The sequence below is a fragment of the Dokdonia sp. Asnod2-E02 genome, from assembly GCF_045063915.1.
GTDB lineage: Bacteria > Bacteroidota > Bacteroidia > Flavobacteriales > Flavobacteriaceae > Dokdonia.
Window position 1 is genome coordinate 1954840 of the sequence record NZ_JBEFNX010000005.1, and the last position, 13422, is coordinate 1968261.

Genomic DNA, 13422 nt, shown 5'->3' on the forward strand with positions numbered 1-13422 from the left:
TTATTTTTAGGAACTTTTTAACAAATTATTTATATAACCAAAAACTACACAATGAAAAAAATTAACCTTCTGTTGTGCATTGCACTCTTAGCCTTTGGCTTTGGAGTTTCTGCTCAGCAAGTGGAGCCAGTGGGTCCCTTTACTGTATCAACAGCAGCTACAGTAACACAAATGCCATCTATAGCTTCGCGCTCAGAACTTATCCCTTCTGTAGATAAGCCAGTGCCTATGCAAGATGGTCGTGCAACAAAAAATAAAATATTAATCGGAAAGGGTAGCTCTGGTCCTGATGCACTTGCACAATCTCAGCACCGTTCTGCAGGTACCGTACCTGGTAGAACACCTAGTCTTGTTATAGAAACGGCTTTATCAAACTCACAGCCTACAGATCCATCTGGAGCCGTAGGTCCAGATCACTATTTTGCAGTATTTAATACTGGATTTAGAATATTTGATAAAGATGGAACACCTCTTACAGCACAATTAGGTACAGATAATATTTTTCCTGCATCTGGATGTTGTGATCTTACCGTATCATATGATAACCTAGCAGATCGTTGGGTAGTTTCATTTTTAGGAGGCGGAGTTCAAGTAGCAATCTCAAATGGGCCAGATCCTGTAACATCAGACTGGACCGTGTATAGTTTTCCAAACATATCTGACTACAATAAACTTTCAGTTTGGAGAGACGGATACTATGTAACAGAAAATACAAGTGGCTCAACTAAGCTATGGGTTCTTGAGAGAGCATTTCTTGGAGATGGATCACCAGATCCTGCTGCACAGATGGCTGGATTTGAATTGCCAGGTATCGTAACTAGCGGTTTCCACAGTCCACAAGCACTTAATATCACAGATGATAATCACCCTACAACGGGAGGATGTCCAATTGTATATCTTCAAGATGACGCCTGGGGAGGTGTAGCGACAGACCACGTAAAATTATGGGAAGCAACAATGGATTGGGACAATACAGCCAACTCAACAGTTTCTGCACCTTTAGAAATTGCAGTAACAGATTTCACATCAGTATTTGATGGAGGTTCTTTTGTGAACTTATCTCAACCTGGAGGTGGATCAGATATTGATGCGTTACAGGCAACTATAATGAACCAAGCACAGTTTAGAAAATTTGGAAGCCATAACAGTGGTGTTTTTAACTTTGTAGTTGATACAGATGATACTGCAGGAGAACTTGCGGGTATACGCTGGATAGAAATACGTCAAGCTGCAGATGGAGGTGCTTGGACACTTTTTCAAGAGGGTACTTATACAGCACCAGACGGAAAGCACGCGTGGCACGCGTCTATGGCAATGGATCAAAACGGTAACATTGGTATGGGTTATTCTGGTATGGCGGGTCCTACTACGCCTACAGACGGATCAGCTGATTTGACGTTGAGCTCTTATTATACTGGAAGATTTGCAGCAGATGCACCTGGTACAATGACGGTTGAGGAAACGTTAATCGCAAAAGGATCTGGAGATATACCTGGTACTCGTTACGGAGATTACGGTAAAATGGATGTAGATCCATCTAATGATAAAGGATTCTGGTTTTTAAATGAATATGTAGGAACAGGTGGTCGTGCTAATGTTTTGGGAGTTTTTCAACTAGCACCAAACCTTCCTAATGATACTGGTGTTACTAGTATAGATGCGCCACTAGATGGTAACCTTTCTAATGCAGAACAAATTACAGTTACTATATTCAACTTTGGCGAAAATGAAGCTTCAGACATAGATGTAACATACCAAATAGATGGTGGAGCAGTAGTTACTGAAACTTTTGCAGGACCACTTGCATCTTCTACTTCAGCTCAATATACGTTTACAGCAACTGCAGACTTTTCAACAGAAGGGCAAGTTTATTCAGTTACAGCTGCAACAGATTATAGTATTGACGAAGACAATGCAAATGATTCAACTACAAGAGATGTGACTAATATACCAGCAGCAGATGTTGGTGTTGTTGCTGTAACAGCTCCTACAACGGGTGAGAACTTAATGACAGAGACGGTTACTATTACCATAGAAAACTTTGGATCTGTTGCACAAACTGGGTTTGATGTAACTTATACTCTAGATGGTGCTGGTGCTGTAACAGAAAATGTAGGAGGACTTAGTATCGATCCAGGAATGACAGGAATGTACACATTTACAGCTGGTGTAGATTTGAGTGAGATAGCAACTTATGTGATAGAAGCGACAACAGCTTTAGCCGGTGATGCAGACACTACAAATGATAGTGCATCTACATCAGTAACAAATTTATCTTGTTTGTCTTATGATAATACTGATTCTGCAGCTATAGGACCTAACTCAGGTACAGTAACAGAAACTATAATTGTCGTTACCGATGATTTTATTCTTACAGATGTAAACGTAACTGTAGATATTACCCACACTTGGGATAGTGATTTAACTATAGAACTTGTTGCTCCTGATGGGACAGTTGTTGAGCTTGCAAATGCAGTAGGTCTATCTGGAGATAACTTTACAAATACGGTATTTGATGGTGATGCTGCTACTTCTATAGTAGATGGAGATGCACCTTTTACTGGAGTGTTTGCTCCATCTGGAGATTTAAGTACACTTAATGGTCTTACTTCTTCTGGGGACTGGACACTTAGAGTTACAGATAATGCAAATGGTGATGGTGGTACTTTAAATAGTTGGATATTACAACTTTGTGCTGCCGAAAGTCTTTCTGTTCCTGAGCCATTCTTAGTAGGTACAGAACTTCAGGTTATTAATAGAGGAGATAATCAGTTTAATATTTCTCTTAATACAACAGAGTTTAATGAACGTCTAGATCTTAACGTATATAATATGCTAGGGCAACGTTTACTAAACCATAGACTATTTAATGACGGAAGCGGTTATGCTTATGACTTAAATATGTCTTATGCAGCAAAAGGTATCTACATTGTAAAAGTAGGAACTGGTGATGCTGGAAAAGTAAAACGCATTGTTGTACAATAAGAAGAACATCTTATTATAAATATAAAGAGCCGTTGCAATTGCAACGGCTCTTTTCTTTTACATTGGTGATAATATTACTCAGCCATTTTAATCTCTGTAAGGTCAACAGGATTTGCCTTGTCACAACGTTGCATACGTCTTTGTGGTAAAAACTTGATCCATACGGTAGCACCGTCTTTCATAAAATTTTTATCTATAGTCATAGGGTCTAAAAAACGACCGTCTTTAAGCTTTATCGTCCACTCACAATCACCTTCTGCTTTAGATTGTACAATTGTTCCAGATGTGTATCCTGTAGTATCAAATGACATAGTAGTTTCTTCTTTTGCTTTTTCCTCAGTAGTAGCTTTTTGACCGCAGCTTGCGAGCACAAGCCCTGTCACTAAGGTAATACCGGTAATAAATAGCTTTGTTTTCATAAATAGGTTGTTTTTAGTACTTTAAATATCGTAAAAAATTAGAAGAACGCTTTAATCTGTATGTTACCAGTATGAATTGTTCTATTTTCTTCGCTCTTTCTTCCAAAGTAAGAAACATTAAGATCTAAAAACTTCGTAATTCTTTTTTGTGCGATTACATTCCACGTAAAATTTGATCCTGGCTGTAGTCCTTCTAAGATTTGATAAGCGACTGGGCTAAATGCGCTTCCGCGAAAATCATTATTTATAAACTTCATCTCACCCGAAACAGATATCTTTTCAAAATCTGCTAGTGCAAAGGAGATGCCAAGATTTTGCTGATCTAATCTTTCTTGCCCCTCGCTCTGGTTTTCTTTGTTTTGAAATTCATAAAACAATGATACCCTAGATTGCTTTCCAAAAAGGTATGATACCTTAGGATTAAAGCCGCTATTATCAATATCAAAGTTACGAGAGACAAAATTTTCGGCGATACTCTGTGTACTTCCCACACTACTTTTAAAATTAAAAAGCCAGCTCTCCTTAATCTTATGTAAAAAGTTAAGTTGATGTGTGAGTAATTTCCCTTCTTGCAACCCAGTAGAAAGTAATGTTTTTGAGGTGTTAGATAAAAAACTATATGAAGTAGTATACTGCTGTTTACCTCTGTTAAAGAATAGCGTGTTTCTCAAGTTTATGGTGGCACCTATCTCGTTGTCATCTTCGTTAAATGGGTTCAGACTAAAATCGTTAGAAAGGCGCAACACCTTTTTATCAAGTATATAACTCGTCTGGTTATAAAAATGTGACAAGAATTTTTTAATACCCTTTTGTCCAGACCACTGGCCCGGCTGCAACGTGAGTTGCTGGCTTAATCTGTTTTGATGCGTTCGTACAAACACTTGATTGGGTAACAAAACTCGTACATAATCTGCCTCATCTTGAAACTGCGCAATCTCAAATTCATCTAGCTCTTGCACACCATCACCATTATAATCATTCCAGGTGTGTGTGCCTTGTCCCTCATCTACCTGTATATAAGTAAATTCTTGTTGAGGTTGTGTGCCACTATTTGTTTCATAAACAGTATTTAACCTAACGATATCATTTGCAAACCGCTGGTCATAAAGTAATCGTGAGTTAAGTGAGTTTTCACTCTCTCGCTGGTCTGTGTATACCAGGTTTCTGTAGTTTACAAAGATGGACAAGTTTGTCTTTTCATTTTTAAGAAGCTGTGACTTTAGGTAATACGTATTTGAAGTATTAACCCGCTCTATTTTGTTAAGTCGTAAACTGTCATTAGTACGGTATTTAAAACCTGCTTCTACATAGATATTTGTGCTGTCTCCTACACCTGTGTAGAGGGCATACTCATTAAAGCGCTGGCTATCTGGTGTGATAGAGTCATTACTCTTTGCAACACGTAAGTTATCTTCTAGATGTAGGGAGCCGCCTACCCACGCTTTTTTAAAATCATAAATAGTTCGTGCATTCACCCGTGTAAAGTTCGTACTGAGCAGTAAATCATCTGTAGACAGTATACTTGCGTTTGCGATAGTTTTTAGATTTCCTAGTTGCCATCTACCTAAAAGACGATGTCGCAAACCGTTATAGTATCCATCAAAATGTAGATTTTGAAAAGTATACGTAAGTGCGGCATTTTGCACATCTGTGTAGTCAAGGCCTAGCGTACTATAATTTTGTGTACCTAGCAAGAGCCCATTTGCGTTTGCCAGCGAATTTTCCAAATTCCAATCACGATTGAACTCCACATTATAAAGCCCCTCTATATTTACAAAGTCTTCTTGAATATAATCCCAATTTACAAATGCTTTGAGAAGCTTTGTGCTATCTTTCTTGATAAGGTGTTGATTTACATCAAGGTGTAAAGCATAGCCGTTATTATCACCATCATCTTGAGTAGAAAATGTGTTAGTATCATTTTTACTCCCTGCAGCTTCAAAATTTATAGTGGTCTTCTCAGATGGTGTATAACTACCATTTACAACACCTAGTTGCAGCAATGTGGGTGAAAACAATTGTACCTCTGGCGCAAAAGACCCTTGTGGCACACCATTTACTGGAGCTACGTACTCAAAAGTGCGTTGTAATGTGTTTGTAGTACTCAAAACATAGTCACCCTGGTTAACACCTACATTAGTAAATCGCACTTGAAAAAGGGACTCATTTGGGTCTGTGCTAAACTCAAATACCTCTACACCATTTATTATAACCTGCCGGTATAGTATTTTATTAGTGTCAAAGGTATCGGGTACGGCGCTGGGTGCTACCATTTCGGCAGTGTTATCTCCTGCGGCTTCTAGAATGGCAACTTGTTCGGTGGTTAGGTTTTGTTGTAAAGGTTGGTTCTTTACGTCACTTTCAGAATATACGTGAGCAGCAATTTTCAGGTTATCGCTTTCGCGAAAGCTTCCCCCCGCATAAGCCAGCACGCGAGTATATCTTCGCTCAGAAAATTGATACTCTACATTGATACGCATCTCACTTGTGATGGGATATGTAGCGTTAAAACGTATTTCCCCAGCATTGTAATCTATTACATAATCTTCATTTTCTCCTCGTTGCAGCGGGATGCCATTTACGTATACTGTCTCGCTACCAGAGACCACAAGCACAAAAAGTTCGCCATTAGGTCCTGTGAGTTTATAAGGTCCTTGATTACCCTCTTGACCTGTAAATGTACTTTGTGTAAATACCCCACGCACGAGCGCACCAGAGCCAAAAAGGTCTGTGCTTTTTGTGTCTGAGTGATTAACAGTGCCTGATAATGAAAGCCCTTGAATCTTTTTTGTAAACTGCCCAAAGTAGGAATCTGTGTTTTGAAGATTTATATCTCCTGCTCTTATATTCCAATTGTCTGAAAAGAGCTCAATAAATATTTGATCAAACTCGTCAAGATTTTGAGAATACCCTCCCTGCTGGCTTGGGATATTTGCATCTTGTAAAGAAGCGCGTAAGGTAACTTTCTCACTAAGCTTACCACTTATTTGTAAATCTAGTTCGGAGTTGAGCGTACTGTTTTGACTATTACCCACGGCGACTCCTCTTAAAATGCTTCCGCTCACGTTAAGACCAGAGAAGGGCTGAGCGCTATTTTTTCTTTTATCAACACCAAGGCTTACAAGTTTATCTAGGGCGCCAGTGCTTTCTACGATTTGACTTTTATCAAATTTTGAGTAGCGCCGAGTGAGAAAATCTGGATACAGTTTGTATGTAATCTCTAGACTGTCTGGGAGTGTGGTTTTTTTCGCTTTAAGCGAAAGAATACTCTTAGCATAATCTATAGTGTAAAGAGAACTGTCTACTGTTTTACCTGTGAGTGATTTTATACTAAAAAGGGAAGGATTAATGCTTACAGAGTCTATTACAATAGTATCTCTAGTCGCAACTTTTACTGTGCGAGTTTGTTGAGCCAGTAGCGTGCTGGTAAATAGAAAACATATGATGACGTAAAATAACCGCATTTATAGTAAAACTCCATACTAGGCTTAATAGTGCCTACTCGTAAAGGTAAACTTTATAAGGTTTTTAAGAGGAGTGAAAAAACCTAATTTATAACTTAGCACTTTAATAAAGCAACGTATGAAAATAGTATCCTATAATGTAAACGGAATTCGTGCTGCCTTGCGCAAAGATTTTGCACTCTGGCTTAAGCAAACAGATCCAGATGTGGTCTTGTTACAAGAAACTAAAGCTACACCAGACCAAGTAGATGTTGCCGTTTTTGAAGAACTGGGATACGAGCACTACTGGTTTAGTGCGCAAAAAAAAGGATATAGTGGAGTAGCCGTACTTACTAAAAAGACACCTAAGCATATAGAATATGGTACTGGTATCGCCTCTATGGATTTTGAAGGGCGCAACATACGTGTAGATTTTGATGACGTATCTGTGATGAGTATGTACCTACCTTCTGGTACTAATAGTGCCCGTCTTGAGCACAAGCTAGAGTATATGGATTTACTACAAGATTACGTAAATGAGCTCAAGCAAGACAAACCTAATCTTGTGATAGGTGGAGATTATAATATTTGTCACGAGGCTATAGATATACACGACCCTGTGCGTAATAAGAAGGTAAGTGGCTTTTTACCTGTAGAGCGCGAGTGGATAGGTAATTTTATGGAGAGCGGCTTTATAGATTCTTTTCGCCATCTTAATAAAGAACCAGATAACTATACCTGGTGGAGTTATAGAGCAAATGCTAGGGCAAACAATAAGGGCTGGCGTATAGATTATAATATGGTGAGTGAACCTCTTAAAGATAAAATATCACGAGCAATCATACTCTCTGATGCAAAACATAGTGATCACTGCCCTCATATGGTAGAGCTTGACTTATCATAAGGATCACGAAATTTTACACAAAAAATAAAGTTATAAAATGAAAAAAATACTGATATGCCTTCTGGCTGTGAGTGCGCTAGTATCTTGTGTACCTGCAAAAAAGTTTAAAGATCTTGAGGCAAAATATAGCCGCCTTAGAAAAGATAACCGCAATATGTCTAAGGAGCTTGCCGAAGCAAAAGCTGCTCTAGAAAAAACTAAAGAAGAGCGCGATCTTGCTCTAGTAGACCTTGATGCACTATCTAATAAATACAATGAGGTAAGTGGAGAATATGATGCTGCAAAGGCAAATCTTGCACAATTACAAGACAGCTATAATGCCCTAGAGACTAACAGCAGTGCCTCAATAGCAGAAAACTCAAAGAAGAACAGACAACTGCTCGCAGAGCTAGAATCAAAACAAAATGACCTTGCCGAAAAAACAGCAGCGCTTGAAGCAGAGCGTAAGCGACTAGAACGATTACAAAAAGATCTAGCAGATAGGTCTGCGAGAGTAGATGAGCTAGAAGGTCTTATTGCGGCAAAAGATGCAAAAATGAGAGGTCTTAAAGATGCGATATCTAAAGCGCTCACAGATTTTGAAGGTAAAGGCCTTACTGTAGAGCAACGAGATGGAAAGGTATATGTCTCACTTGAAAACAAGCTTCTTTTTGACTCTGGTAGCTGGACCGTGGGTACAAATGGAACGAAGGCAGTAAAGCAACTAGGTAGTGTACTTGCAGATAACCCAGAGATTGCCGTACTTATAGAAGGACACACAGATAATGTGCCTTATGGAGGAAGTGGTAACCTACAGGGTAACTGGGACCTTAGTGCAAAGAGAGCAACATCTATTGTAAACATACTGCGTCAGAATAAAAGAATAGATCCCAAAAATCTTACAGCAGCAGGTAGAGGAGAATATGCTCCCGTAGCCGAAAATGACACGCCAGAAAATAAAGCCAAAAACAGAAGAATAGAAGTAATCCTTACACCAAAACTTGATGAGGTAAAGGCTTTGTTACAAGAGATAGATTAAAAATGATTTATAAAACTAATCTCAAACGTAGATTCTTAGCGGGATTTATAGATTATGCTATAATTTATTCTTTAACCCTTCTATTCATATTTGCTTTTGGCACTCCTGATGTAGAGGGAACATATCATCTTAATGGATTGCCGGCGTTAATACCAGTTACGGGATGGTTGATTCTTACCGTTGTTTTTGAATCATTATTAGGAGGTACACTTGGAAACTCTATAATGGGATTGAAAGTATTACCGGCAAATCTGAAGATTAGAAATCTCACGTTTATAGAGTCTTTAAAAAGGCATTTATTAGATCCAATAGATATGTTTATGTTTGGTTTAATTGCGATTATAACAATAAATAATACTGATAAGAGGCAGAGGTTGGGTGATATCTGGGCTAATACAATAGTTGTCAAGGCAAGTGATATTACACCTATTAAAAATTCAATTGTTAAGTAAAAAAAGAAGTGATGCAATACAATAAAATACCGCATACAGATATAGAAGTATCAAAAATATGTCTAGGCTCTATGACGTGGGGACGTCAAAATACCGAGGCAGAAGGACACGAGCAAATGAGCTATGCGCTTGATAATGGAGTAAACTTCATTGATACTGCAGAGATGTATAGTGTCCCTTTCAAACCCGAAAATCAAGGATCTACAGAGACTATTATTGGGACTTGGCTTGCAAAAAATAAGAATCGTGATAAGATTGTGCTGGCATCAAAAATTACGGGTCCTAGTCCTACTTTTAAACCTATAAGAGATAACCTAGGTTTTTCAAAAGAAGCTCTTGAAGATGCTTTACACAAGAGTTTAAAAAGACTACAAACAGATTACCTAGATATTTATCAATTACACTGGCCTGAGCGCAATACAAATTACTTTGGGCAACGCGGATACAAGCACGACAGCAGCGAGCAGTGGGAAGATAATATTGCAACCATTTTAGAAAGTCTCGATACCTATGTAAAGCAGGGTAAAATCAGGCATATAGGTTTATCAAACGAAGGGCCGTTTGGGACAATGCGATTTATGGAAGAAGCTCGTAAAGGAGCACCTAGAGCCGTAACTGTACAAAACCCATATAGCTTACTTAATCGGACAGACGAGGTAGGTCTTACAGAAGTGTTACATAGAGAGGGGTTAGGCTTACTACCATACTCACCACTTGGTTTTGGGCAACTTACAGGTAAATATCTTGATGGTTATCCAGAAGATGCGCGTGTTACTTTGTTTCCTAACTACAGTCGTTATCATAGTGATAACTCATTTGAGGCTACAAGACGTTATAAAGCAATTGCAGATAGTCACGGTTTAAGCCTTACACAAATGGCGCTTGCCTTTGTAAACGATAGGCCATTTGTTACGGCAAATATTATAGGGGCGACCAGTATGAAACAACTTAAAGAAAACATAGACAGTGCATCTGTTTCCCTTTCTGAAGAGGTTCTTAAGGCTATAGATGAGGTACACGAGGCAATACCAAACCCTGCACCATAAGTCTATTGTACATATTATCAAGAAACGCTACCCTAGGGTAGCGCTTTTTTTTTACGCTTTCGCGAAAGCGTAATTACCCAAATAAGTGTCTCACTACATCGTGCACCTTGGCCACTTTTATCACATTTATATGATAGGTGTTATCTGGTATTTTACAGTATTTTGAAATAATAATACTGGTAAAACCTAGCTTCTCTGCTTCCAGAATGCGTTGTTCTATGCGGTTTACAGGTCTTACCTCACCTGCAAGCCCAATCTCTGCAGCAAAGCACATTGCCTTATCTACAGGGATATCTACATTACTTGATAATACGGCTGCTACCACGGCAAGATCTATCGCAGGGTCATCTACAGAGATGCCTCCTGTCACGTTAAGAAACACATCTTTTGCACCTAGTTTAAATCCAGCTCGTTTTTCAAGTACGGCTAGAAGCATATTGAGCCTCTTTACATTATAGCCTGTAGAGCTACGCTGTGGTGTTCCATATACTGCGGTGCTCACAAGTGCTTGTATCTCTATCATAAGTGGTCGCATTCCTTCCATTGTTGTGGCAATGGCTGTACCGCTTAATTCCTCATCATTTTTTGATATGAGTATCTCGCTAGGGTTACTTACCTCCCTAAGGCCTGAGCCTTGCATCTCATAAATACCAAGCTCGCTGGTACTCCCAAATCTGTTTTTGTGTGCTCTAAGTATGCGATACACGTGGTTGCGGTCTCCCTCAAACTGTAGGACAGTATCTACCATATGCTCCAGTATCTTGGGCCCAGCTATATTGCCATCTTTTGTGATGTGACCTATAAGAATCACTGGTGTTGCTGTCTCTTTTGCAAAGCGTATAAGCTCTGATGTGGTTTCTCGTATTTGAGAAATACTGCCTGCTGTACTCTCTATATGATCTGAGTGTAGTGTTTGTATAGAGTCTATAATCACGATATCTGGCTGTACCTCCTCTACGTGTCTAAAGATGTTTTGGGTTTTTGTCTCAGTGAGAATGTAGCACTGATCACTTTCTGGGTGTATGCGCTCTGCTCTCATTTTTATTTGTTGCTGGCTTTCTTCACCAGAAACATATAGCGTTTTATAAGGTAGTGCAAGGCTTATTTGTAACAGCAGTGTACTTTTCCCTATGCCTGGTTCTCCACCCAAGAGTGTAAGCGACCCTGGTACAAGCCCACCACCCAGCACACGGTTAAGCTCGCCGTTTTTTGTATTCATACGCGCCTCAGAGGCGGTAGAGATGTCTGCTACTTTAAGTGGCTTGCTTGTTCTTGTGAGTCCTGAAACTTTGGTAGTGCTGCTTTTCCAATCTTTCTTATCGGCTTTTTGTACTACTTCCTCTACGATGGTGTTCCATTGTTTACAGGCGTTGCATTGCCCCTGCCATTTGGCATATTGGGTCCCGCAGTTTTGACAGAAAAAGGTGGTTTTAATTTTGGCCATTGAGAGAAAAGCTTTTGGCTAAATTAGGAAATCATATGATGTAATACTGGTGATGCGGCACTAAGATATACACAAGATAGTGGGTAAGGTTTTAGAGGGTGTGAGTACGCTTTCGCGAAAGCGTAAACATATTAGGTTACCTTCTCAATTACTTCTAACCTATTAGACACATCTAGTTTTGCATAAATATTACTGGTGTGAAATTTTACCGTGGCTATAGAGATGTGTAACGCTTCTCCTATTTGTTTATTTGTGTAGCCTTTAGAGAGCTCTAAGAGTACTTCGGTCTCGCGCTTAGAAAGATTGTGACTTGTACTTATTTGATCTACACTCTCTTGGAGTGTTTGCTCTTTTGAGGAGGCTACATTTTGTAACTCTCTTACGTAGTGCTCTAGCTGGTTACGTATATCGTGGTTTTCTCTTTTTATAAATTTAAAGCGATATAGTAGTGCTGTGCCTAGAATGAGCATTTCTATAATACCACCAAATTTTACTTGATTTGAAGTAATCTCAATAAATTGATACCCCGTTACTCGCAATGCAAAGTGGCCTATGGAAGAAAACAGTAGTATAAGGTATGCTATTACAAGTATGTAGGCATAACTGTATTTTGTAGCGATATACCAGCATAATAACCAGCAGCCTATAAGTAGAGAAGACATCAAATAACCAGCAGATCTAAAAAGATAGAAATTATCAAGTAACAAGCTCCCTGTATATAGTCCTGCAGCTATAAATAGAGCGATATAAAACCACTTTTTTATGTGTGGCATTACAGAGTTTATTCTTAAAAATGTAAAACTGAATAAGGCAGCTGTGACACCACATAGCCAGTGTAAAAGCATCTCTATAAAGTCATAATATTTAATAATCCCCGGAAAGAAATAGGAGAAAAAGCCATCATCATAAAAGATGCTTGCAGAGGTGGCAAACAGAAAATAAACATAATATAAATATACCTTCTCATTAAAGGTGAAATACATAAATAGATTCAAGATAATTACCAGAAGGGCAAACCCAAAATAACTACCAGAAAAGGCAAGCGTAGATATATTGTTGCGCTGGTATGTGATATTATCTACAACGGTAAGAGGGAAGTAAGCCTCGTGCCAGAAAAAAGTCTGTATATAAAATGTGTTTTCTCCCTTGTTAAATTTTGCAGGGACACTGGTAAGCCTCTCAAGTTCTGGTTTTTCTATAATATGAATGTCATTTCCAGAAGTGCCTAGGTATTTTATAGAATCATTTGAGTGTTGAAACAGAGAGAAACTTTTAATGTGTATAGAAGGTACTTTGAAGTGGTAAACACCCTCTTCACTTTCTTTAAGATCTAGCGTGATTTTAAACCAGTACCATCCGTTTTCGCTTCCCCAGTTTAGGTCTTTTTCATCTATGGGCTTAAACTCTTCTTTGAGTAGTGTGCTACTAGATATTTTATTTTCTACGTCTCTTATAAATTCAAATGAAGTTACCGTTAGGTCATCTGCTACTTTTTGGGAGTGAGCAGCAAGGGTGAAAATAAATACAAGAAGTATAAATGATATTTTTTGTTGTAGGTTGTTCAAATCAAGGGGCTTGTTAGTAATGGTTGCTTTTTTTGTAAAAAAGTGGGGTTTTTGTACAAAAGACAGTGGTTTAGGTAAAAACTATACCTAAAGTATAGGTCGATAATTTGTGTTTTTTAAGATTTTTGGGGTATACATTTCATTTG

The 13422-nt window shown here is 38.6% G+C and carries 9 protein-coding genes; 5 read left to right on the plus strand and 4 right to left on the minus strand.

The window, feature by feature from the left end:
* Nucleotides 1-51 precede the first annotated feature (51 nt).
* Complete coding sequence (locus ACJJVM_RS08930; protein WP_298349223.1) at nucleotides 52-2985, plus strand: proprotein convertase P-domain-containing protein; 2934 nt, start codon at nucleotides 52-54, stop codon at nucleotides 2983-2985.
* A 74-nt stretch (nucleotides 2986-3059) separates the two neighbouring features.
* Here ACJJVM_RS08930 and ACJJVM_RS08935 read toward each other — a convergent pair whose 3' ends face one another.
* Together ACJJVM_RS08935 and ACJJVM_RS08940 are read right to left on the minus strand one after the other, a co-directional pair.
* Nucleotides 3060-3404 carry a hypothetical protein gene (locus ACJJVM_RS08935; RefSeq protein ID WP_298349220.1) on the minus strand — a complete coding sequence of 115 codons (345 nt, stop codon included), beginning with the start codon at nucleotides 3402-3404 and terminating at the stop codon, nucleotides 3060-3062.
* 38 nt (nucleotides 3405-3442) lie between these two features.
* Entirely contained in the window at nucleotides 3443-6868 is a 3426-nt protein-coding gene (locus tag ACJJVM_RS08940) for a hypothetical protein (RefSeq protein ID WP_405211461.1), read from the minus strand.
* 118 nt (nucleotides 6869-6986) lie between these two features.
* Between ACJJVM_RS08940 and ACJJVM_RS08945 the strand changes: the two genes are divergently transcribed.
* From ACJJVM_RS08945 to ACJJVM_RS08960, 4 genes are read left to right on the plus strand one after another with little or no spacing between them, the layout of a single operon-like run.
* Complete coding sequence (locus tag ACJJVM_RS08945; RefSeq protein WP_038597754.1) at nucleotides 6987-7751, plus strand: exodeoxyribonuclease III; 765 nt, start codon at nucleotides 6987-6989, stop codon at nucleotides 7749-7751.
* A 37-nt stretch (nucleotides 7752-7788) separates the two neighbouring features.
* The gene (locus tag ACJJVM_RS08950) at nucleotides 7789-8769 is read left to right on the plus strand and encodes an OmpA family protein (protein WP_298349210.1); all 981 of its coding nucleotides are present in this window, start codon (nucleotides 7789-7791) and stop codon (nucleotides 8767-8769) included.
* Between the two features lie 2 nt (nucleotides 8770-8771).
* Entirely contained in the window at nucleotides 8772-9221 is a 450-nt protein-coding gene (locus ACJJVM_RS08955) for an RDD family protein (RefSeq protein ID WP_405211462.1), read from the plus strand.
* An 11-nt stretch (nucleotides 9222-9232) separates the two neighbouring features.
* Nucleotides 9233-10267 (plus strand): NADP(H)-dependent aldo-keto reductase, encoded by a 1035-nt coding sequence (locus ACJJVM_RS08960; protein ID WP_405211463.1) that lies wholly within the window; start codon nucleotides 9233-9235, stop codon nucleotides 10265-10267.
* A 73-nt stretch (nucleotides 10268-10340) separates the two neighbouring features.
* On the opposite strand, the gene radA is transcribed toward ACJJVM_RS08960, so the two are convergent.
* Both radA and ACJJVM_RS08970 read right to left on the minus strand, forming a co-directional pair.
* Entirely contained in the window at nucleotides 10341-11711 is a 1371-nt protein-coding gene (gene radA / locus ACJJVM_RS08965; protein WP_298349204.1) for a DNA repair protein RadA, read from the minus strand.
* A 131-nt stretch (nucleotides 11712-11842) separates the two neighbouring features.
* The gene (locus ACJJVM_RS08970) at nucleotides 11843-13276 is read right to left on the minus strand and encodes a LuxR C-terminal-related transcriptional regulator (RefSeq protein ID WP_405211464.1); all 1434 of its coding nucleotides are present in this window, start codon (nucleotides 13274-13276) and stop codon (nucleotides 11843-11845) included.
* Nucleotides 13277-13422 lie beyond the last annotated feature (146 nt).